This is a genomic window from Agrobacterium sp. a22-2 (assembly GCF_012276985.1).
GTDB lineage: Bacteria > Pseudomonadota > Alphaproteobacteria > Rhizobiales > Rhizobiaceae > Allorhizobium.
This window is the reverse complement of sequence record NZ_JAAXMM010000002.1, coordinates 428,958-451,633: the sequence shown is the minus strand read 5'-3', so window position 1 is coordinate 451,633 and position 22,676 is coordinate 428,958. Positions and strand designations below refer to the sequence as shown.

The 22,676-nt window shown below is 62.8% G+C and carries 17 protein-coding genes and 1 tRNA gene; 10 read left to right on the top strand and 8 right to left on the bottom strand.

Going from position 1 to position 22,676, the window contains the following annotated elements:
- The 3 genes from puuE to HFC70_RS05330 all read right to left on the bottom strand — a co-directional run bounded on the left by puuE (nucleotide 1) and on the right by HFC70_RS05330 (nucleotide 3,035).
- Complete coding sequence (gene puuE / locus HFC70_RS05340; RefSeq protein ID WP_168472164.1) at nucleotides 1-924, bottom strand: allantoinase PuuE; 924 nt, start codon at nucleotides 922-924, stop codon at nucleotides 1-3.
- 115 nt (nucleotides 925-1,039) lie between these two features.
- Nucleotides 1,040-1,747 carry a DUF1045 domain-containing protein gene (locus tag HFC70_RS05335; protein ID WP_168472163.1) on the bottom strand — a complete coding sequence of 236 codons (708 nt, stop codon included), beginning with the start codon at nucleotides 1,745-1,747 and terminating at the stop codon, nucleotides 1,040-1,042.
- 106 nt (nucleotides 1,748-1,853) lie between these two features.
- Nucleotides 1,854-3,035: an FAD-binding oxidoreductase gene (locus HFC70_RS05330; RefSeq protein WP_168472162.1), complete on the bottom strand. Its 1,182-nt coding sequence runs from the start codon at nucleotides 3,033-3,035 to the stop codon at nucleotides 1,854-1,856.
- Here HFC70_RS05330 and mnmD point away from each other — a divergent pair.
- A complete protein-coding gene (gene mnmD / locus HFC70_RS05325) occupies nucleotides 3,034-3,765 on the top strand; it encodes a tRNA (5-methylaminomethyl-2-thiouridine)(34)-methyltransferase MnmD (protein WP_168472161.1) in 732 nt (243 codons plus the stop codon). The genes HFC70_RS05330 and mnmD overlap by 2 nt on opposite strands.
- Here mnmD and HFC70_RS05320 read toward each other — a convergent pair.
- Nucleotides 3,754-7,842 (bottom strand): PAS-domain containing protein, encoded by a 4,089-nt coding sequence (locus tag HFC70_RS05320; protein WP_168472160.1) that lies wholly within the window; start codon nucleotides 7,840-7,842, stop codon nucleotides 3,754-3,756. The genes mnmD and HFC70_RS05320 overlap by 12 nt on opposite strands.
- A 278-nt stretch (nucleotides 7,843-8,120) precedes the next feature.
- On the opposite strand from HFC70_RS05320, the gene HFC70_RS05315 reads away from it, so the two are divergent.
- Nucleotides 8,121-9,704, top strand: a complete 1,584-nt coding sequence (locus HFC70_RS05315) for a trimethylamine methyltransferase family protein (RefSeq protein WP_168472159.1) — start codon at nucleotides 8,121-8,123, stop codon at nucleotides 9,702-9,704.
- On the opposite strand, the gene HFC70_RS05310 is transcribed toward HFC70_RS05315, so the two are convergent.
- Nucleotides 9,705-10,388, bottom strand: a complete 684-nt coding sequence (locus HFC70_RS05310; RefSeq protein WP_168472158.1) for a YafY family protein — start codon at nucleotides 10,386-10,388, stop codon at nucleotides 9,705-9,707.
- Between the two features lie 88 nt (nucleotides 10,389-10,476).
- Here HFC70_RS05310 and HFC70_RS05305 point away from each other — a divergent pair, with 88 nt between their 5' ends.
- The 7 genes from HFC70_RS05305 to HFC70_RS05275 all read left to right on the top strand — a co-directional run bounded on the left by HFC70_RS05305 (nucleotide 10,477) and on the right by HFC70_RS05275 (nucleotide 17,848).
- The gene (locus HFC70_RS05305) at nucleotides 10,477-10,779 is read left to right on the top strand and encodes a hypothetical protein (RefSeq protein ID WP_168472157.1); all 303 of its coding nucleotides are present in this window, start codon (nucleotides 10,477-10,479) and stop codon (nucleotides 10,777-10,779) included.
- Nucleotides 10,780-10,786: 7 nt separating this feature from the next.
- Nucleotides 10,787-11,905 carry a DNA alkylation repair protein gene (locus HFC70_RS05300; protein WP_168472156.1) on the top strand — a complete coding sequence of 373 codons (1,119 nt, stop codon included), beginning with the start codon at nucleotides 10,787-10,789 and terminating at the stop codon, nucleotides 11,903-11,905.
- Nucleotides 11,906-12,291: 386 nt separating this feature from the next.
- Entirely contained in the window at nucleotides 12,292-13,704 is a 1,413-nt protein-coding gene (locus HFC70_RS05295) for a DEAD/DEAH box helicase (protein ID WP_168472155.1), read from the top strand.
- A 381-nt stretch (nucleotides 13,705-14,085) separates the two neighbouring features.
- Nucleotides 14,086-15,495: a circularly permuted type 2 ATP-grasp protein gene (locus tag HFC70_RS05290; RefSeq protein ID WP_168472154.1), complete on the top strand. Its 1,410-nt coding sequence runs from the start codon at nucleotides 14,086-14,088 to the stop codon at nucleotides 15,493-15,495.
- Nucleotides 15,496-15,500: 5 nt separating this feature from the next.
- Nucleotides 15,501-16,442, top strand: coding sequence for an alpha-E domain-containing protein (locus tag HFC70_RS05285; RefSeq protein WP_168472153.1), 942 nt, complete (start codon nucleotides 15,501-15,503; stop codon nucleotides 16,440-16,442).
- A 26-nt stretch (nucleotides 16,443-16,468) separates the two neighbouring features.
- Nucleotides 16,469-17,290: a transglutaminase family protein gene (locus tag HFC70_RS05280; protein WP_168472152.1), complete on the top strand. Its 822-nt coding sequence runs from the start codon at nucleotides 16,469-16,471 to the stop codon at nucleotides 17,288-17,290.
- Nucleotides 17,291-17,380: 90 nt separating this feature from the next.
- A complete protein-coding gene (locus HFC70_RS05275) occupies nucleotides 17,381-17,848 on the top strand; it encodes a hypothetical protein (RefSeq protein ID WP_168472151.1) in 468 nt (155 codons plus the stop codon).
- A gap of 31 nt (nucleotides 17,849-17,879) precedes the next feature.
- Here the strand turns inward: HFC70_RS05275 and HFC70_RS05270 are convergent, their stop codons facing one another.
- Complete coding sequence (locus HFC70_RS05270) at nucleotides 17,880-18,287, bottom strand: MarR family winged helix-turn-helix transcriptional regulator (protein WP_168472150.1); 408 nt, start codon at nucleotides 18,285-18,287, stop codon at nucleotides 17,880-17,882.
- 454 nt (nucleotides 18,288-18,741) lie between these two features.
- Between HFC70_RS05270 and HFC70_RS05265 the strand changes: the two genes are divergently transcribed.
- Nucleotides 18,742-18,818 (top strand) — tRNA-Arg (locus HFC70_RS05265).
- Between the two features lie 157 nt (nucleotides 18,819-18,975).
- Here the strand turns inward: HFC70_RS05265 and HFC70_RS05260 are convergent.
- Together HFC70_RS05260 and HFC70_RS05255 are read right to left on the bottom strand one after the other, a co-directional pair.
- Nucleotides 18,976-20,271 carry a glycoside hydrolase family 130 protein gene (locus HFC70_RS05260; RefSeq protein WP_168472149.1) on the bottom strand — a complete coding sequence of 432 codons (1,296 nt, stop codon included), beginning with the start codon at nucleotides 20,269-20,271 and terminating at the stop codon, nucleotides 18,976-18,978.
- A gap of 46 nt (nucleotides 20,272-20,317) precedes the next feature.
- Nucleotides 20,318-22,591, bottom strand: a complete 2,274-nt coding sequence (locus HFC70_RS05255; RefSeq protein ID WP_168472148.1) for a glycosyltransferase family 4 protein — start codon at nucleotides 22,589-22,591, stop codon at nucleotides 20,318-20,320.
- Nucleotides 22,592-22,676: the final 85 nt, after the last annotated feature.

Below are 22,676 nucleotides of genomic sequence, written 5' to 3'. Positions count from 1 at the left end.
TCAGACCCCTGCCGGCTGGTGATGCTGACGCCAGTGCCGGGCGATGTCGATGCGCTTGGCGACCCAGACCTTGTCGTGGCTCTGCACGTAATCGAGGAAGCGCGCCAGGGCGGCGGCGCGGCCCGGACGGCCGACCAGCCGGCAATGCAGGCCGACATTCATCATCTTCGGCGAGCCCTCGGCCCCTTCGGCATAGAGCGTGTCGAACGTGTCCTTCAGATAGGCGAAGAATTGGTCGCCGCTGTTGAAACCCTGCGGCGTGGCGAAACGCATGTCATTGGCATCGAGCGTATAGGGAATGATCAGGAACGGCTTGCCGTCCAGCCCGTCGACCCAGAAGGGCAAATCGTCGGCATAGCTGTCGGACGAATAGAGAAAGCCGCCCTCCTCCATCACAAGCTTCAGCGTATTGCCCGACGGCTTGCCCTGATACATGCCGAGCGGATGGGAGCCGGTCAGTTCCTTGTGCAGGCGCACGGCCTCCCGAATATGCTGGCGCTCGACCTCTTCGGGGAAATCCTTGTATTCCAGCCAGCGGTAGCCGTGGCTGGCGATTTCCCAATCGGCTTCCTTCATGGCGGCCACCGCATCCGGATTGCGGGCCATGGCAAGCGTCACGCCATAGACGGTAACCGGCATGTTGCGGGCCGTGAACATGCGCCACAGCCGCCAGAAGCCGGCGCGCGAGCCGTATTCGTAGATCGATTCCATGTTGAGATTGCGCTGGCCCGGCCAGGGCTGCGCCCCGACGATTTCCGACAACAGCGATTCGGACGCCGGATCGCCGTCGAGAATGGAGCTCTCGCCGCCTTCCTCGTAATTGATCACGAATTGCACGGCGATTCGGGCATCGCCCGGCCATTTCGGATCGGGAGCGGTGCGGCCATAACCGATGAGGTTGCGCGGGTAGTGTTCAGTCATCATCAAATCACCTTGGGCATCTTACCGGGCGAACGGTAAGCATCCCACCGGTCCTTGTCGAGATGGAAAACCTGGAGCAGCCTGTTGCGTTTTTTGATGCGCCCGCTGGCGGATCCGATCAGGCGATCTTGCGGGCCGACACCCGCCCCATGGGATGCAGCGAATGCACCTGGAACGGCGCGCCGGGTTCCCGCTCGAAGAACAGCGCCAGATTGTTGACGGTGACGCGCTCGCTGAGCAACGGCCCGAAATAATCCTTGAGCGCCGTGCCGAATCGCTCGACATCCCGACCGGAGAGTGGACCGGTCAGGGGCATGTGGAAGCGGAATTCGTCCATCGCGTAAGGGTGGCCCCAGCGGTAGAGATTGGCGAACTGCGGCGCCGTCAGGCGTTCCGGCGCCATGCGCTCGATCTCTGCTTCGGTGAGGGGTGCGCGATAGGCATCAAATTCCTGGACAACGGCCGCCGCCAGATAGTCGAGCGAGGGGCACGGCATGGTCGGCATCAAGCCGAAGAAGTCGCCAAGCCGCGCCACCTCCAGCTTCGGAAGGTCGAAGGGCTCGAGGGTGCCGGCAAAGCGCATCATGTCGCGCAGCAGGCTCGCCTCCGCCCGCTCCGGATCCATCCGGAACGGCGCTTTCAACGTCGCATGAAAGCCGTAGCGGCGCGGCAATGCGGTGTGGAAGGCGATCTCGTGCAGGCCAAGCCCACGGATCGCCGGATGGTCCACGGGCTCACCGGAATACACGCTGCGCCCAAGCCAGCTCGCAGCGGCAAAGGACAGCGGATCGCCGGCCGGCGTCGTGAAAGAAATGGCATAGCGCATGCACGTTTCCTCGCCCGTCAGTCGATGCCATTTTAGCAATCGACGTTATGAGCAAGGGACTAGGTGATTTGCATGACAGCCTGACGACGGGCAGCGTCGAATAAGTTCACGTTTTGCGCGAGGCCGCAACGAGGTGATTTTCCAACGAGAAGCCTGCAGGCAGCCCCAGAGGGCCGCCGCACACCGCCGCTATCGCCGCTTCGGCCAGCCGGTGCGCCATGCCGAAGCTGACCTTGAAGCCACCGGTCAGTGCAATGACATTTGCGTGATCGGGATGCGCTCCGACCATCGGATCCCGGTCGATGGCTTTCGGCCGCAGGCCGGCCCAGCGCTCGACGATGGTGGCTTGGGCGAGACACGGCGCCAGCAGCCGTGCCCTTTCGATAAGCTCTTCCAACTGCCCGTCGGTGGCTAGCGGATCGTCGAAGCGATTCTCGCTGGTGCTGCCGATCGCCACATGGCCGCCGTCGTGCGGCACGATGTAGAGCCCGTCGAGATAGAGCAGCGGCAGGCCCGGATCGAGTTCGGCTTTCAACAGCGCCGCCTGCCCTTTTACCGGCTGGCCAAGACGATGGGGCAGCGGATCGCCCAGCGCCTCCAAAAGCGGGAAGGCGCGATGGCCGGCGGCAATGATGCAATGGCCGAAGGCGATCGCGGTCCAGTCTCCAAGCAAAGCCTCGTCCGCCGAGGAATCGATTCGCACCACCTCGGCGCCCTCGATCACCCGCACATGACGGGCAGTCTTCAGATAGGCCGAAAGCACCGCACCAAGCCCCCGCGGCGACACCCGCGCAGCAAGCGTATCGTGCACCAGCCCGGCCTCGACAAAGGCCGGAGCCGGCCAGTCCGGAGACAGGGCAGCGTCCAGCACATGCCAGTGGAAACGGCGCTCTCCGGCGACCCAATGGCTCCGCGCATCAACATTGTGACGCTCGGCGATCGGACGCAGATGGGCCTTCGGCAAGGGAATGAGCCGACCGCTGCGGCGGTAGCCCGCCTGCAGACCGGTAGCGTCTTCCAGGCGGTGGATCTCGTCTTCCAGCGAAAGCAGCGCATCGAACTGGAACTGCTTCTTCTCCGACCACTTGTCGGGCATATGCGGCATCAGCGCGCCGAGCAGCCCGCCGCTGGCGCCTTGGCCGAGGCGTCCGCTGTCGAGCAGGATGGCGTCAATCCCCTGCCGCTCGGCATGCACGGCCGCCCAAAGGCCCATGATGCCGCCGCCGACGATCAGAAGCGGCGTGGACGGTTGACCGGAAAGCCGACCCGGACTATCGGCATAGATCATGACCAATTCCATTCCCGATGCAGGTACCGAACCTCAGAGCCCGAGCCTCGTCTGGCACGATGGCGATATGCCCTATTCGACGGGTTTTGGCGATCATTTTTATTGCCAGACCGACGGCCGGCTGGAATGCAGCCATGTGTTTCTGGCCGGCAACGGCCTGCCAGCGCGCTGGCAACAGCCCGGCGATTTCCGCATCGGCGAACTCGGCTTCGGCACCGGCCTCAATGCAGCCGAGACCTGGCGGCAGTGGAAATCGGCAAGGCAGCCTGGCGACCAGCTGCATTTCATGTCCTTCGAGCTGCACCCGATGCAGGGCCACGACATCGACCGGGCGCTATCGCGCTGGCCGGAGATCGATGCCGAACGCCAGGGACTGCTGGCCCTGTGGCCGAAGACGCCGCAAGGCATTGTCAGCCTGCAGCTGGACGACCAGACACGCCTGACGGTGGTCTGCGGCCATGCGCTGGCCGGCGTTCATGCCGCAGATGCCGGTTTCGACGCCTGGTTTCTCGACGGCTTCGCGCCATCGCGCAATGCCGACATGTGGTCGGCGGAGATCCTGCAGGCTGTGCATGACAAGACGGCGGTGGGCGGCAGCTTTGCCACCTATGCCGCGGCCGGTTTCGTGCGGCGCAACCTTATGGCTGCCGGCTTCAAGGTCGAACGGCGTCCGGGCTTTGCCGGCAAACGGGAAATGCTGTGCGGCACGAAAGCGCCGTCAGGCGCCTGACCGGCCGGCCTCAAACCTTTCAGGTTTGATCTTGCCGCGCCACTGCTCCATCTTCTCTTCCAGCGCTTCCGGACTGATCGGCTTCGACAGGTAGTCGTCCATGCCGGATGCCAGGCAACTGTCCCGGTCGCTTTCCAGCGCGTGGGCCGTGACGCCGATGATCGGCACATGCCGGCCATCGCCGGCCCGCAACTCTTCCTCGCGGATGGCCCGCGCCGCCTCGTGCCCGTTCATGACAGGCATGGAGACATCCATCAGGATCAAGGCCGGATGGAGCCGTCGCCAGGTAGCAACCGCTTCGCGACCGTTGCCGACGATGCGAAACGACAGTCCGGCGGCCTGCAGGATCTGGGTAAAGACGATCTGGTTGACCTCATTGTCCTCCGCCACCAGCACGTCGCAGCGCCGTACCGCGGCCACTTGTTGAGGCAGGTTCTGGCCGTCGGCTGTCTTCTCCTGCAAAGACTGTCTCTCTACGGCAACATCTTCAAAGTGATGCGTCCTTCGTTCAAGCTCAGCTGGCGGCATCTCGGTGGCCTTGTTGCCGCGCATCCGCGCCGACCGCAGAACATCGACGATGGCGCTGCGCAGCAGATTGGCGCGCGCCGGCTTCATCAGATGCGCCTGTACGTTGAGGGCCTGGAATGTCCGGTCATCACCCACCATGTCCATCGACGTCAGGAAGATGATCGAGATCGCATCGAAGCGCTGGTCGGCCCGGACCAGCCGCGCCACATCGATGCCGTTCATATCGGGCATATGATAGTCGATGATCAGCGCATCGACCTTGACCTTGGAGCGAGCCGCCTCGTCGAGAATGGCCAGTGCTGTCGCGCCGTTGTCGACGGCCAGCCCGTCAAAGCCCCACATCGCCAATTGTTCGGTGAGGATCTGTCGGTTCACCGCATTGTCGTCGACCACCAGGATACGGGATCCCTTGACATTGATCGGCAAGGGCGTGCTGCGATGACGCTCGCTTGCCATCTCCAGCGGCAAATGGACACTGAAGGTCGAGCCCTGCCCGACTTCGCTGTCGACCTCCACGTAACCGCCGAACAGATCCACCAGACCGGCGGTAATCGCCAGACCAAGGCCCGTGCCCTCATGCCGGCGGGTGGACGACGCATCGACCTGCGAGAATTTCTCGAAGATCGACAGCCGCTTGGCCTCCGGAATGCCGATGCCGGTATCCTTGATGCGTAAGGTCAGCATGACCTTTCCCGATCCGAGCGGCGCTGCGGACAGGTCGATCAGCACATGGCCCTTTTCGGTGAACTTGATGGCGTTGCCGACCAGATTGGTGGCAATCTGGCGGAAGCGTCCGGCATCGCCCATGACCATATGCCGGATGGTGGCTTCGCCGCGAACGATCAGTTCGATATCCTTGTCGGAGGCCGGCGTCGACAAAAGGGTAGCGACATCCTCGACCGCTTCGACCGGGTCGAAGGGAGCCTTACGCAGGGTCATCTGACCCGCATCGATCTTGGAGAAATCGAGAACGTCGTTGATGATCGTCAGCAGCGCATTGCCCGACTTGACGATGATATCGACGAAGGTCCGCTGGCGCGTGTCGAGCGGCGATTTGGCAAGCAGTTCCGCCATGCCGAGCACGCCGTTCATCGGCGTGCGGATCTCATGGCTCATATTGGCCAGGAATTCGGACTTGGCCTTGTCGGCCGCTTCGGCCCGCGACAACAGGCCGGTCAGCTCCTCTTCACGCCGCTTCAAATCGGTAATGTCGGTGCACAGCACGACCCAGTGGCCTCGTTCGCTGACGGAGGCCTCGATCTGCACCCAGGTCCTGCCATTTGCCAGGAAATTCGCAACGAAGGACTCGGCCTTCGTCACCTTGTCGCCCCAGTCGGCAAGGACGGCATCCGCATCCTGGCCGAAATCGCCACGCTTGGCGCAATAATCGAAACAGTCCTGCCAGTGATTGCCGGGCGCGAGGATATCAGCAGGAATATCAACGATCCTCGCCATGGACTCGTTGCACATGATGATGGCGCCGTTTTCGACCACCACCAGCCCCTGCGCCATGGCGCCGGTTGCGTCCTGCATGAGCTGCCCGATCCGCTCCAACTGCAGTCGCGCTTCGCTGATCTCCCGCTCGCGTCGGCGCATTTCCGTGAAATCGGAATAGGTAATCAGAACCTTGTGGTCGAGCAGCCTTGTGCTGGTGATCAGCACTTGTTTTCCGTCGGGGCCGATCAGCTCGCGCGTCGTGGTTCCCTCCAGCACACGCAGTTCCTCAAGCCGCTCCCGGATCGCCACATCGAAACCGCTGCCTTGGTCCAGCGTCCAGCCTTTGATGCGAATGGCATCGGCAAGATCGGTGAGCAGACGCCCCTCGAGGGACTCGCCCTCAGGCCATTCCCAGATCTCCATCGCCTTGGGATTGGCATATTCGATGGTGAAATTCTCATCGAGGATCAACACGCCGACCGGCATGGTCCTGAGCGTCGCCATCAGGTCGCTGTAGAGCTTTTCGGCCTTTTCCTGAGCAGCAATCAGTTCGCGCTCACGGATCTTCAGCAGCGAAACATCGGCCATCGACCCGACCAGATAACGCTTGCTGTCAGGGGTGACGATCCGGTTGAGGCGCGTGATCACCGAAATGCCCTGCCCGTCCGGCATGACGATGTCCTGGGGTTTTTCCAGCGGTTCGCCGGTGCCCAGCACATGCAGGTTCTCCTCGCGCAACTTCTGGCCATTGCGCGGGAACATCTGGTCCTCACACATGCCGTAAAAGGCTTCCCGGTCACCGCCGAGCAACTGCGCATAGGCGGCATTGGCGAAGATCAGCCGGCGTTCCTCGTCCCGCAGGAAAACCGGCACCGGCAATTGCTCGATGGCGGCCCGGTAGAGCACGGTCTCCTGTTCGCGCCGGTGCAAGGCAGTAATGTCGGAATAAGTGACGAGGATCTTGCCCGAGGCCAGCCGTTTGGCGCTGATGGCCAGCACACGGCCAGTGTTCGTCAGGGTCTGCGATATGACGTTGCTGTCGGAGCCGTTGAACTGTGCAACGCGCTCCTTGAACAGGTCTTCGGGCGTGAGATCACGGTCGCGATAGTAGCCTCGCTTGTGATTGGCGATCAACAGATCTTTATAGGAGACGCCGACCAGCGGCAGCGTATCGGCATCGGCCAGCAACGCGCGAAAGGCGTCATTGGCATATTCGATGATCATCTGCTCATTGAGAATGAGCACGCCGACCGGCAGCGACCGCAACAGGCTCTCCAGATCCTGATGCAGGCTTTCCGCTTGCGCGCGTGCGAACAGCAATTGCTGTTCGCGCAGCTTGAGGCGCGATATCTCGGTGAGCGAACCGACCACGAACCGCTCGCCGCCGCCGAGCGTTATGCGGCTGCCGCGCGTGATGAAGGTGTGCTCGACGCCATCGCGGATGAATTCGTCCTCAAGCTCGACCGTCTCGCCGCTGTCGAGGATCCGGCGGTTGTCGTCCTGATATCTCTGGCCAAGCTCGGGGAAGCTTTCCGGCTCGGTCTTGCCGATCAGCGCGTCCGGCTTGAGCCCGACGATCTCGACATAGGCGCTGTTGGCAAAGACCAGCCGATGCTGTTCGTCGCGCACGAAGGTCCCGACGGGGAGATCCTCCAGAACGGCCCTGAAAAGATCGGAAGACCCGGCGGTCGCAGCCGGGGCTGGGCGGAGCGAGCTGTCCGCTCGGCCGGCCGTCTTGTTCCGCGCACCGCGTTGCCCGGCGGCAGTCCCGCGTTTTTTCGGCCTGTCGCGGAACACGGCAAACAGGAAGATGTTCTCGTCTTCCGTGACGAAGCGTTCCAGCTGCACGCAATAACGCTCAGGCCCGAAGGGATCGAAGCACAGCGCCTGCTCCTCCTGGCCGAACACCAGGGCGCGCCGCTCCATCTCGCTACAGGCAGCATCTTCGGCCCGGCCGAACAGCTCGTCGGTCGTCTTGCCGGAAAATTGTTCGGACGGCAGCTCGAATAAGGCGGAATAGGCAGCGTTGACCGCGACATAACGAAGCTCGCTGTCCTTGACATAGGCAGGCAGGTCAAGATCTTCGATCTTGCCGCATGCAATGCTCAGCAACCCGTCATCCGCACTCAACAAATTTCCCCCGTTCGGCCATCGAAACACAATTCTAGACGCCTAGGTGTTAACAGATCATTCATCACGTTTGTTATCGGCTACCGCCGGCAGTCGCCAGGCCGACCGGGCTCATCGCCTTTGCCGACCCCGCCGTAGAACCAGCCCCCCGCAAACTGGACAATGTTCCAGGAAAGCCGGGAAGCCGTCGCAAATGGCTATGACGTGGAGCGCAAAAAACTGCCAGAAATCCATGTCGAAGATAAAGCACTGGGTATACCATGAGCGACATTACCACGCCTGCCTTGCCTGAGACTGAGACGCTGGCGCCCTCCGATCGCCGCCGGCGCACCGGCGGACGCGGTGGCGACCGGGTTCGCCAATCGAGCGGCTCGCGCTATCGCAGAATCGTCAACAGCCTGGCCCGCACCGAGCTGCTGGATGCCGGCGCCCTTGACGATATCCACGAGGCCTCGCTGACCATTCTGGAAGAAATCGGCATGGACATCATCCTGCCGGAAGCCCGCGCCCGCATGAAGGCGGCCGGCGCCGACGTGATGGAAGGCACGGAGCGCGTCCGCTTCGACCGCGGCCTGATCATGGAGATGATCGCCTCGGTTCCCAAAAGCTTCACGCTGCATGCCCGCAACCCGGAACGCCATGTGGCGATCGGCGGCAACAACCTGGTCTTTGCCCAGATCGCCAGCGCGCCCTTTGTCAGCGACCGCGAAGGCGGCCGCCGCGCCGGCAACCAGGAAGACTACCGCAAACTGGTGAAGCTGGCGCAATTCTACGACATCATCCACACCACAGGCGGCTATCCGGTCGAGCCGGTCGATATCCATGCCTCGATCCGCCATCTCGATTGCCTGTCTGATCTGGTGAAGCTGACCGACAAGCCGTTCCACGCCTATTCGCTCGGCCGGCAGCGCAATCTCGACGGCATCGAGATCGCCCGCATCGGCCGCGGCATTTCGATGGAGCAGATGGAGCGCGAGCCCTCGCTGTTCACCATCATCAACTCGTCCTCGCCGCTGCGGCTCGACGGGCCGATGCTGCAGGGCATTATCGAAATGTCGTCGCGCAATCAGGTCGTGGTGCTGACGCCCTTCACGCTGGCCGGCGCCATGGCCCCGGTGACCATTGCTGGCGCCCTGGTGCAACAGAATGCCGAGGCGCTAGCCGGCATCGCCTTCACCCAGATGGTGCGCAAGGGGGCGCCGGCCATGTATGGTGGCTTCACCTCGAATGTCGACATGAAGACCGGGGCGCCGGCCTTCGGCACCCCGGAATACATGAAGGCGGTGATCGCAGGCGGACAGCTGGCGCGGCGCTACGGCATTCCCTACCGCACCTCCAACACCAATGCCTCCAACACCGTCGACGCCCAGTCGGCCTACGAATCCGCCCTTTCGCTCTGGGCTTTGACCCAGGGCGGCGGCAATTTCATCATGCATGCGGCCGGCTGGACCGAAGGCGGCCTGACGGCGTCGTTCGAGAAATTCATCCTCGATGTCGACATGCTGCAGATGGTCGCCGAATTCCTGACGCCGCTCGATGTCAGCCAGGATGCGCTGGCGCTCGACGCGGTGCGCGATGTCGGCCCCGGCGGACACTATTTCGGCACCGCCCACACGCTGGCGCGCTACGAGACCGCCTTCTATTCGCCGATCCTGTCCGACTGGCGCAATTTTGAAACCTGGTCGGAAGCCGGCCGGCCGACCACCTACGACCACGCCAACCGGGTCTACAAGGACGCGCTCGCCCGCTACGAACGACCGCCGCTCGACCCGGCCATCGAGGAAGAACTCGACGCCTTCGTGGCGCGCCGCAAAGCCGAGGGCGGCGTTGAGACGGATTTCTGATCAGCCGAGCTTGAGCCCAGCCAGATAGACGGCATAGGTCTGGTGCGGACCGGGCTCGAAGCGGTCGGCCAGCACCTTCCATGCCTCGACGCGGTCGAGCCGGAAATCGCGGAAATCGTTGCGGGTCTCGCACCAGGTCGTGACCACCCAGATCGCCCCGAATGCACTCAAGGCCAGCGGCCAGACGGTGCGCTGGCTGCGCTCGCCGGCCAGCGAATGATAGGCGATCCACACCTTGCGCCGGGCCGACAGCGCTGTGCGGATATCGGCAAGGCACTCCGGCGGCTCCGGCTGGGCGCTCGCGCGAAAGGCATGGATCGGCGCGCTCGAAAGCCGCTCGGCATGTTCGGGCGGCAGCAGGCCCAGCATCTTGTCGCGCGCCTCCCGCGCCGCCTGGCCAAGCCGCGGGTCGCCCAGCATCTCGACGGCGCGCAGCCCGAAGGCCAGCGCCTCCAGCTGCTCGAAGGTGAAGGTCAGCGGCGGCGCATCAAACGCCTCGCGCAACATGTAGCCGACGCCACGCTCGCCCTCGATCGGCGCGCCGGAGGCGATCAGGTGTTCCATGTCGCGATAGATGGTGCGCGGCGCTACCTCCATCTTCGCGGCGATCTCGGCCGCCGTCATCGCCCGGCCGCCGGCGCGCATCAGCTGGATGATCCGGAAAAGACGGTCGGCTGGTCGCATCGAGGCGCTCCGGGGTGAAGGTTATGGCCATAAGGCTGTCAGTTGTCCTGTGCTAGGTCAAGGCCATCGACCACCAAGGGAGCCTGACATGATGATCCGCACCACCATCCTCGAACTCGCCATCTGCACGCTGAAGGACCGGGCAGAAGCTGCCGCCGCCCGCCATGCCGCCATGCAGGCCGTCCGGCACTATCCGGGCTTTGTCAGCTGGCGGGCGCTCGACAGCGTCGAACAGGACGACCTCATCGCCGACCTGGTCGAATGGCAGGACAAGGCCGCCGCCGATGCCGCGGCACAGAGGGTCAGAGCGGATCCGACCTTTGCCCCTTACATGGCAGCGATCACCTCTGTATCCCTGATGCAGCATTTTTCAACGCGCTTCACGATGTGACGAGACCATGGCCGAAGCCCTGAAACATCTAATCGGTGCCCACACCGCCCGCGACACGGCAGAGGCCCTGTCGCGGGCCTGGCCAGCCTTTGCCGCTGCGGACTTTCTGGATAATGTCCTGCCGCAGATCGATGCGCGCGAGCTGATGCAGCGCGGACAATTGATCGCCGAGGCCATGCGCCGGCACCTGCCGCAGGATTTTGCGCAGGCAGCGCCGATCCTTGCCGCATGCCTGCCGGATGGCAATCGGCCCGGTCTCGGCGGCTGGGCGCTGTTGTCCTTCAACCAGTATATTGCCGCCCATGGCCTCGATCATTTGGAGACGTCGCTTGATCTGCTCAAGGCCCTGACGCCGCATTTCACCGCGGAATTCGGCATTCGTCCGTTTATCGACCGGGATCAGGACGGAACCCTGTCGATCATTGCCGGCTGGGTTGGCGATCCCGACCACCACGTCCGGCGTCTCGCCAGCGAAGGCAGCCGCCCGCGCCTGCCCTGGGCCATGCGCCTGCCAAAACTGGTGCGCGACCCGAAACCGCTGCTGCCGATTCTCACCGCCCTGCTCGACGACCCTGAAGACTACGTACGCCGCTCGGTGGCCAACAGCCTCAACGACATCGCCAAGGATCACCCCGAACTCGTCGCCGATTTCGTGGCCCTGCATCGGCCCGACGCCTCGCCCGAACGGCTGCGTCTGCTGAAACACGCCTCGCGCACGCTCCTGAAGAAGGGCCATGCCGCCGCCATGGCCAATTTCGGCTTCAAGGCGCTGGACGGCGTGATGGCCACGCTGACGCTCGGCGATACGGACATTCCTTTTCCCGGCCAGCTTGGCTTCGGGATCACGCTGATCAACGGAACCGAAGCACCGCAGGTGCTGATGCTCGACTATGCCATCCATCACCGCAAGAAGGACGGCACGATGAGCCCGAAAGTGTTCAAGGGCCGCAGCCTGACGCTTGGCATGGGCGAAAGCCTGCGGCTTGACCTTCGCCACGTCTTCCGGCCGATCACCACCCGCACCTATTATCCCGGCGAGCATCGGCTGGACATCGTGGTCAACGGCATCAGCCTTGCGAGCGCGAGCTTTCATCTCGCCGCTTCCCTGCCGGAGAGTGGACGCTAGGTTCAGTCCTTCCATCCCGGATTGGCGATATCCGGCTTGTCATACCGTCTCCGTCAGGGCGGCTTCTCGCATCCTATCGGCAGAGGTTCCAAGGACGCTTCGCTGCATTGCAAAACAATCGCTTGACTTTTGACAGCAAAAGCACGACATCCCCATCAGCTTTCATCCTTCCGGCCGCCGCGTGAGCGTGCCACGCGAAACAGATCTTCGCGAAGTAGGACAGGAGCGCCAAAGATACGGACTGCACAATGCAGCCGAATGCGCTGGAAGCTTTTTTCCAACTCACAAGTTCCCAATTCACGCGGGGTTCTTGACGCCATCAGCAGGTAGGATCGCAAGACCGCGATCGTGCCGGATTGCTCTTGGCGCCCCGAAAGGTATTTGAATTGACCAATTTCGACGAACTTGGCCTGGCCAAGAACATCGTGGCATCGCTGACTCAGCTCGGTTACGAAAAGCCAACCCCGATCCAGGAAAAAGCCATCCCGCTGGTCCTGGAAGGCCGCGACCTGATCGGCCTGGCCCAGACCGGCACCGGCAAGACAGCTGCTTTCGGCCTGCCGATCATTGAAATGCTGATGAACAACGGCGCCCGCGCCGAAGGCCGCAGCACCCGCGTGCTGATCCTTGCTCCGACCCGCGAACTGGTAAACCAGATCGGCGAAAGCCTGCGCAGCTTCGTTCGCAAGACCCCGCTGAAGATCAACCAGGTCGTCGGCGGCGCCTCGATCGGCAAGCAGCAAATGCAGCTGGAGCGCGGCACCGACATTCTGGTGGCAACCCCCGGCCGTCTTCTCGACCTCATCGCCCGCAACGCGCTGACCCTGAAGCACGTCACCCATCTCGTGCTCGACGAAGCCGACCAGATGCTCGACCTCGGCTTCATCCACGACCTGCGCAAGATCTCCAAGATGGTTCCGGCCAAGCGCCAGACCCTGCTGTTCTCGGCCACCATGCCGAAGGCGATCGCCGATCTGGCCGCAAGCTTCCTGAACAATCCGGTCAAGGTCGAAGTCTCGCCTCCGGGCAAGGCTGCCGACAAGATCGAGCAGTATGTTCATTACGTCACCGGTCAGAACCACAAGACCGAAATGCTGAAAGCCTCGATCACCGCCAATCCGGATGGTCAGGCGCTGGTCTTCCTGCGCACCAAGCATGGTGCCGAGAAGCTGATGAAGCATCTCGAACATATCGGCTTCTCCGTCGCCTCCATTCACGGCAACAAGAGCCAGGGCCAGCGCGAACGCGCCCTCAAGGCCTTCCGTGACGGTTCCGTCAAGGTTCTGGTCGCCACCGACGTTGCCGCCCGCGGCATCGACGTGCCCGGCGTCACCCATGTCTACAATTACGACCTGCCGGAAGTACCCGACGCCTATATCCACCGCATCGGCCGTACGGCCCGTGCCGGTCGCGACGGCATCGCGATTGCCTATTGCGGCCCGGATGAAGCCGGCCTGTTGCGCGACATCGAACGCCTGATGGGCATCGTGATCGCGGTTGCCAGCGGCGAGCCTCCGGCCGATCGTGGCGGTCGCCCGGCGCGTCCCGCCCGTCGTGGCGGTCCGGGCGGCGGTGCAAACCGCGGCGGCCAGGGCCAGCCGCGCCAGGGTCAGGCCCGCTCGCCCCAGCGTCCGCGCGAAGACGGCGAAGGCGGTTTCGACAATCGTCCGGCCCGCAAGGACGGTCGCAAGCCTGCCAGCGGCCGCCCTCAGGGCGCCCGTCGTTCCGAGCAGGGTCGCGGCGCATCGTCCGGCAGACCTGCCGGCGGCCAGCGCGGCCCGCGCCGCAGCGAAGGCTGATCGCGCGAACCCGACGATTCGGGGTTTCGTGACCTGAACCATTCAAGGGCCGGCGGAGTTTCCGCCGGCCCTTTTCGTTGTGCCTATGGCCGCCATGGCGCGGTTTTATCACGACGGCATCAGGCCCAGCGCAGCCGCGCCAGACCGTTAAATCTTCAGCAATTGCATATGAATGAAGCAGCGGCCTCCACATGGTCTATCCGATAGCTCGAAAATGATGCAACTTATTCGAGAGCCGCGACGGAACAATTGCCGATGGCTGCGATTGATGCCTAAAAATACGGCTATTTTCGCATGCAAGAATAATTGCCCCGAATTGCGCATGGTTCTTGCATTGCCCATTGCATTGTATTCATATGAGAAAAAAAGGGGATGGTGCCATTGGTCTTCGATGAAATGATGAATGCGGACGACAGTCCGCGAGCGCCCTACAAGAACTACCACGATTGGTATGCCAGTCAGGATCGGGGCCACCTGATCGCCAAGTCCAGGGATGCGGAAAACATCTTTCGAAAGACAGGCATCACCTTCGCGGTCTACGGGCATGCCGATTCCGCCGAGAAGCTGATCCCTTTCGATATCATTCCCCGCATCATTGCCGCCCGCGAATGGCGTAAGCTCGCCCAGGGTATCGAGCAGCGCGTATTGGCGCTCAATGCTTTCCTCGACGATATCTATCACAAGCAGGAAATCATTCGTGCCGGCCGCATTCCGCGTGAGCTGATCGAGAAGAATGATGCCTTCCTGCCGGAGATGATCGGTTTCCGCCCGCCGGGCGGCGTCTACACCCATATCGTCGGCACCGACATCGTGCGCACCGGCGAGGACGAATTCTACGTGCTGGAAGACAATGCCCGCACGCCCTCCGGTGTCAGCTACATGCTGGAAAACCGGGAAACCATGATGCAGATGTTCCCCGAGCTGTTCCAGATCAACAAGGTGCAGCGCGTCGAGGACTATCCCTATCTGCTGCGCCAGTCGCTGGCTTCGCTTGCCCCTCCGGGCTGCAAGGGCAAGCCGCGGGTCGCCGTGCTGACCCCCGGCATCTACAATTCGGCCTATTACGAGCATTCCTTCCTCGCCGACATGATGGGCGTGGAACTGGTGGAAGGCTCTGATCTGCGCGTCATCGACGGCAAGGTGAAGATGCGCACCACCCGCGGCTACGAGGCGATCGACGTGCTCTACCGCCGCGTCGATGACGATTTCCTCGATCCGCTGACCTTCCGGCCCGATTCGACGCTTGGCATTCCCGGCATCATGGACGTCTACCGCGCCGGCCACATCACCATCGCCAATGCGCCCGGCACCGGCATTTCCGACGACAAGGCGATCTATTCCTACATGCCGGAGATTGTCGAATTCTACACCGGCCGCAAGGCCATTCTCGAAAACGTGCCGACCTGGCGCTGTTCGGAACCCGACAGCCTAAAATATGTGCTGGAGCACATCGAGGAGCTGGTGATCAAGGAAGTGCACGGCTCCGGCGGCTACGGCATGCTGGTCGGCCCGACCGCCTCCAAGAAGGAACGGGCCGTCTTTGCCGAAAAGCTGAAGAGCCGGCCGACGAATTACATCGCCCAGCCGACCCTGGCGCTGTCCACCGTGCCGATCCTCGTCAACAAGGGCATCGCGCCACGCCATGTCGACCTGCGCCCTTACGTCCTCGTCTCGGACAAGGTGCAGATCATCCCCGGCGGCCTGACCCGCGTGGCCCTCAAGCAAGGCTCCCTGGTGGTCAATTCCAGCCAGGGCGGCGGCACCAAGGACACTTGGGTACTGGAGGATTGAGGCCTATGCTCGGAAGAACTGCCAACGGCCTCTACTGGATGTTCCGCTACATCGAGCGTGCCGAAAACATCGCCCGGCTCGTCGATGCCGGCCTTCGTATGTCCCTGACGCGCTCCGGCGCCACCGATGACGACTGGGCCGGCGTGCTGCAAAGCGCCGACGTGGCCGAGGGCTTTGCCGCCGGCCACCCCAAGGTGACGGCCGCCGACGCCATCGACTTCCTGCTGCGCGATCAGTCCAATCCGTCCAGCGTCATGTCCTGCATCGAGTCCGCGCGCAACAATGCCCGCATGGTGCGCACCGCCCTGACCCGGGAAACCTGGGAAGCGACCAACGAATGCTGGATCGACCTGAAACAGGTTCTGGCCCGCAAGCTGAAATCGCCCGACCTGCCCGAGGTGATCGATGCCGTCAAACGCCGCGCCGGGCTTATTCGCGGCGCCTTCCACGGCTCGATGCTGCGCAACGAGATCTACAATTTCGCCCGCATCGGCACCTTCATCGAACGGGCCGACAATACCAGCCGCATCCTCGACGTGAAATATTACGTGCTGTTGCCGGCGGTCACCCAGGTTGGCTCCTCGCTCGACAACATGCAGTGGGAATCGATCCTGCGCTCGGTCTCGGCGCACCGCTCCTATCGCTGGATGTATGACGGCGAATACCGGGCCTCCAACATTGCCGATTTCCTGATCCTCAACGGCCAGATGCCGCGGTCGCTTGCCTATTCCTACGAGAAGATCGTCAGCAATCTCGGCTATATCGCCAAGGAATACGGCGAGCAGTTGCCCGCTCACGCCACGGCCGACAGCATCCGGCAGACGCTGCAGTCGACCAGCATCGGGCAGGTCATGGACTACGGCCTGCATGAATTCCTCGATAATTTCATCGCCCGCAACAATCAGCTGAGCCAGGAAATCACCGAAGGCTATCGCTTCTACAGTTGACCGGCGACAGGAACGGAAAGACACCCATGCGGTTGAAGATCACCCATACGACGGAATACCGCTATGACGAGCCGGTGCAGTATTCCCTGCAGCGTCTGCGGCTGACGCCGATCGCCGGCCCCGGCCAGAATGTCCTGTCCTGGAACATCGCCGTCGACGGCGCCACCGTGGAAGCCGGCTATAACGACCAGTTCGGCAATCACGTGCATCTCGTCTCGACGGAGGGGCAGAGCCAGAAGGTGCATATCGTCGCCTCGGGCGAAGTGGAGACCGAGGATCGGGCCGGCATGTTCGGCGCCCATATCGGCTTCTGCCCGCTCTGGTTGTTCCTGCGCGACACGCCCCGCACCAAGGCCGGCAAGCTGACCCGCGAGCTGGTGAAAGGCCTGCCCGCCGGCGAAGACCTGCCGCGCATGCATGCGCTGATGGAACTGGTTCACGAGTCCGTTGCCTATCTGCCGGGGATGACCGACACCGAGACCACCGCCGAACAGGCGCTGGAGGCGAAAAGCGGCGTCTGTCAGGATCATGCCCATATCATCATTGCCGCTGCCCGGCTGATGAACCTGCCGGCCCGCTATGTCTCGGGCTATCTGATGATGGAAGGCCTGAAAGAGCAGACCGCCACCCATGCCTGGGCGGAAGTGCATCTGCCGGGCCTCGGCTGGGTCGGCTTCGACGCCGCCAACAACAATTGCCCCGACGACCGCTACGTGCGCATCGCCACGGGCCTGTGCTACTCCGACGCCGCACCGGTCTCCGGCATGCGCATTGGTCTGGCGATCGAGGACATGACGGTGGCCGTCACCGTCAAGGACCAGGCCGAACAAAGCCAGAGCCAGAGCTGACGTTTACCCCCCCCCGGAATGCGCTCAACCTGGAACCGGTAAGCCCGGCGCCACGTTGAGCGGCTACGGGATGGGCAAAGGAGCGCCGTGATGCTGTTTGGACAATCGCTGTTTCAGTCGGTTCTGCAACGCCTTCAAGACGAGGCGGCCGATGAGGCCGATGGAACCAGCGCCGGGAGCCACCGGATATCAGGCCTTGGCAGCGGCTTTGTCTGGGAAAGCGCAGGCGCCTCCCACGCCGATATCGACCGCACCCGCGATCTCTATCTCGACCTGATGCCTGACGAGTTGGCAGAGCTCAAAGAGCAGGTGCCCAAAAACGATCCGGCGCCGGAGCCCGTCATGCCGGACCATCTGGCCCGCACTGCGCCGATGCAGGTGGCCGAAGATCTGGCCCTGTCACCGGCCGACACCCTGGCCGTCCTCACCGAGAAACGCCGCAGCTTTGCCCGTGCCAATCATCCCGACGGCGTGGCAGATCCCTTCCGCGACAAGGCCACCATGCGCATGCAGATCGCCAATCTGCTGATTGACGAGGCAATCGCCCGGTTGAGTTGAGACGGCTTGGCAGAGGACGCCAGGAAACGCTCTAATCGTAGAGACGCTGCAAGAGGCCGATCAGCTGGTCACGGGCCTGGACCCCGCCGAGTTTGGCGATCAGCCGGTCCTCGTGGTCTTCCCAGATCGGCAGGACGGAGCGCATGAAACCCTCGCCTTCGTCGGTGATATGCAGCGACTGCACCCGGCGGTCGATATCGGACTTGCGTCGCTCGATCAGCCCGCGGTTTTCCAACCCATCGACGATGGCGACGAAATTGGCCCGCTGGATGCCGAGGCTTTCGGCCACCTCGCTTTGCTTGAGACCGGGATTGCGCAGCAGAATCATCAGAACCGCAAAATCCGTCGGGCGCAATCCGCGCGATGCGAAGGTTTCGTTGAAATCCTGGAACACCGACAATTGGGCGCGCCGGAGCCGGTAACCGACTGCATCTGCCATGACTGATAAATCCACATTCGGTCCAGGGCGACCAGGGCCTTCAGGTTCGTCTGATAAGGTACGACGGTGTTTTATGGCTGCCTCCCGCTCCGAATCGCCACAAAGGAGCATAGGCTTCGGAATATTTGGACATTGTATAGCACCGGAAGGATAGAACAAGTAATCGGCAATGATTACTGCGCTGTAGCCACAGGATTGCGACCAGCGGCCAAGCCACACTGCCGGCGGACGGGCGCAGGCAGCCGGTATTGCAACACACCTTGCGCAGGCACCACCGGACCGCTTGGCCCCAGCCGCGCCCTCAGGATCTCATCCCTCCAAAAGCCAGACCGCCCCCGGCGCCTGAGATTAGCACCCGCATCACCACATTCCTGCATTTTCCGCATTGAAGCCGATCCAAGACTAGGCTATGAACCGCCAAGTCAGCACGACGGATCACCCCGTCGTCACGGATGCACCCGTAGCTCAGCTGGATAGAGTGTTGGATTCCGATTCCAAAGGTCGTAGGTTCGAATCCTACCGGGTGCGCCATTTCTTGAAATTTACAACAATATCAGCGCGATAGGCGCTATGTAAAGGCCGCCAAGGTCGAATTTCCATCGCCCAACGCCGGTCGCGGTGCCGAGCCGGATGGTCGCTCGGAACACCGCATCTTGTCGGCCGCTCCCTCAGCCACCCTGCTCGTCCCTCACCCCATCGCCTTCAGCAGTGCCTTGATGCCCATGGTCGCGAAGTTCGAATAGGTGTCGGAGATGGCATAGGGCAGGATGATGATGTCGTTGTGGCGCATGGCGCCGCAGGTGTAGACGACATTCGGCACATAGCCCTCCCGCTCGGTTGCTTCCGGGCGCAGCAGCGGCTCGGTGGAGCGCGCCAGGATTTTCGTCGGGTCCTCCTTGTCGAGAAGCGTGGCGCCGATCGAATAACGGCGCACCGGACCGACACCATGGGTCAGCAGCAACCAGCCTTCGTCCAGTTCGATCGGCGCGCCGCAATTGCCGATCTGCACGAATTCCCAGGGGAATTTCGGCGACATCAGCATTTCGCCGCCATCCCAGCGATAGAGATCGTCCGAATAGATGAGATAGAGGTTCTCGTTGTCCTGCCGGGCGACCATGGCATATTTGCCGCCGATCTTGCGCGGAAAGAGCGCCATGCCCTTGTTGCGCGCCGCGCTGCCGTTGAGCGGCATCATGCGGAAGGTGACGAAATCCGTGGTCTCGATCAGTTCGGAGCGGATCGCCTGGCCGCTATAGGCGGTATAGGTGGCGTAATAGGTGGTCACACCCTCGTCTACGAAAGCGACGAAACGGGCGTCCTCGATGCCGTTGGACTGGGACGGCGTGACCGGAAAGATCACCCGTTCGCTAAGCTCGCTCTCCGCGCTGAAATTCAGCTGGATCGCATCGCCATAGGCCGAGGCAGAGGAACTGACGATCTCCGGCGACGAGGCAAGCCGTGCCGGCGGATCGATCCGCACCGCGCCATCGGCCGCCACTTCCCCCGACCGGAAGGTGAGCGAGGATATATGCCCCTCGCCGACGGCGCGCAGGCTTAAGATAAAGCGCCGCGCACCGGGCGAAGCACCCGACTGATCGGGATGAACGACGATACTCGGATTGAACAGCGCCGCAGCCTCAAAGGAATACTCGTTCATGAAATAGGCGCCGACCAGCTGGCGCTGCTTTTGGGAGAACGGGTCATGCCCCATCAGGGCGTCTTCCATGGAATCGGCCCGAAGTTCGAATTTGCGCAGCAGGTTGCGGTGCCGGCCCTCGAAGTTTTCGAGGATATCGGAGAGCAGGCTTGCCGCCGTCGCGTCGTCCAGCGCCAGCACCCGATCGACGATATGGTTGGCCCGCGTCTTGTCGGTCGGCTTCAGGTCGCGCGCTTCGGTGGCCGGCTTGAACGGACGCACGATCACCCTTGCCGGATCGGGACGGAGATAGAGGGCCTGACGGTTGACGAATGCGGAATGGGACAAGATTGCCTCGAGTTGTTCTTAAGAAGATGGAGAATGGCCGGCGCGCTCAGGCGCGCCGCTGGATGAAGCCCGGATGGCTGTCGCGGTTTCGCGACAGCTGGCGGATTTCGACACTGCTGATCAGCAGGCAGATGACGGATTCGCCGCCACGGTTCTGGTTGGCCCGGTCGGCATGCAGGCCGTCAAGGCAGCCGCCGGTCTCGTCGTCGATCAGCGGCACACCTAAGTCATTATTGCCGGAAAACCAGCTGAAGACCCGCAAGGCGGCGTCGCGCCAATCGCTGTCGCCGGTCACCCGCCATGCGGCGATGCAGGCCGAAATCGTCGCGGTCGCCTCGACGGGTTGCTGATCGAACAGGCGGGGGGATTTACGCTGATCGAAAAAGCCCTCCGTGCCAACCGGCCGGAAATGGCCGCGCGGCGCGGTCTGTTTGGTCATCAGCCACTCGAGCGTGCGGATACCGGCTTCGACATAATGCGGCGCGAGCGTCGCCACACCGGTCAGGATCAAGGCCTGCGGCAGCCGCGCATTGTCGTAGGAAAGCCCTTCCTCGAACCAGGTCCATTGCGGCGTGCCGACTGACGCCAGCAGGGCCATCAGCCGCTCGGCAAGAACGACACGAAGACGGGCCGCTTTGCGGTCCTCGGGCCTGGAGCTGCAATAGCCATCGAGGCCCAGCAGGGTGAATGCCCAGGCGCGCGGCGAGCTGAACCCTTCCACGGCCTCCATGGCCTTCGGAAACAGGGCCTGTGCCCAGCGGCGGCGCGACAGGTCCACATCGGTCGACGCCGCAATGCCCAGCGACCAGAGCGTGCGGCCGTGGCTGTCTTCCGAACCGGTGTCTTCCAGCCAGTTGCGGCTGAAACTCATGAAGTTGCGAAACCGTCCGGTGTCGGGGTTCCAGGCATGCTGGACGAAGGCCGCGAAACCGGCCACCAGCGGGTCGGGTATGGTCTTCTCGCCCGCCGCCACCAAGCCGCAGGCGAGGATCAACGCCCGGGCATTGTCGTCGACGCAATAGCCGTGCGAGCGATCGGGCACCGAATGCACGGCGTGCTGATAGATGCCGGTATCGTCGCACATCGCCAGCAGATGGCCGAAATTGATGCCGGGTCCGCCGCCGATCGCCGGAAGCCCGCCCTGCCCGCCAGGAGCGACCAGCCGCAGGGGCTGGCTGCGCCGGGCCGCGTTGAACGCCGCCAGATATTTTCCAGCCGTGTGTTCCCAGGTCATCGAACGGCTGCTGGCATAGGCAAGCTCGCGCATCGCCTGGCGGCGCGGCGCGTCGCCGAGCAGTTCGGCAATCGCCTGGCCGGTCTCGGCCGGCGCACTGAACGGCACGAGGCAGCCGCGGCCATCGGCCAGCAGTTCGCGGGCGTGCCAGTAGGGCGTCGACACCACGGCCTTGCCGAGCCCGAAACTGTAGGCAAGCGTTCCCGAGGTCATCTGCGCTTCATGCAGATAAGGCGTGACGTAGACGTCGCACATCGAGATGAAATCGAGCAGTTTCGGCAGGTCGACGAACTGGTCGAGAAACAGCACCTTAGTCCCGACGCCAAGCGCTTCGGCACGCGCCTGCAGGCTGTCGCGATAGGCTTCGCCCTTGTCGCGCAAAAGGTTCGGATGGGTGGCACCGAGAACCACATAGACAGCATTGGGGCAGGTCTCAAGAATCAGCGGCATGGCGTCGATCATCACCTCGATACCCTTGTTGGGCGACAGCAGGCCGAATGTCAGGATCACCGATCTGTCGGCGAAGCCGAGCTTGGCCTTGGCCAGATCCGGCTCGGCAAAGGCCACATCCGGAATGCCGTGGGCAATGACATCGATCTTGGACGAAGGCGTGCCGTAGATGGTCTGCAACAGCTCGCGGCCTTTTTCCGCCATGACCACGATGCGCGCAGACGCCGCGATGATCTGGTGGAGAACCGCCCTTTGCGCCGGGCTCGGTTCCGCCAATACGGTGTGCAGCGTGGTGACGACTGGCATCCGCAGGCGCGACAGCAGGGTCAGGATATGGCCGCCGGCCTCGCCGCCGAAAATGCCGAACTCATGCTGCAGCGACACCAGATCATAACCGCCGGCATTGAGTTGATCGGCCGCCGCTACATAGTCCGACAGGACATCATCATGGATTTCGGCAATCACCTGCGGCGGATAGAGATAGGTGTGACCCTTGTCGGTCATCGCCACCACGGAGGTTTCGATGCTGTCGAAGGACTGCGACATCGCCCGATGCAGGTCGCTGCTGAAGGTCGCTATACCGCAGCGGCGCGGCAGCGAATTGCCGATGATGGCCAGGCGTTTGAACGTGCTCATTCCGGTGTTCCCTTCGTGCAAGACAAGGTTGAAGCAAGCCGGAATTTAGAATTGCCGACACATGTCGAAACGTTCTAAAGATAAA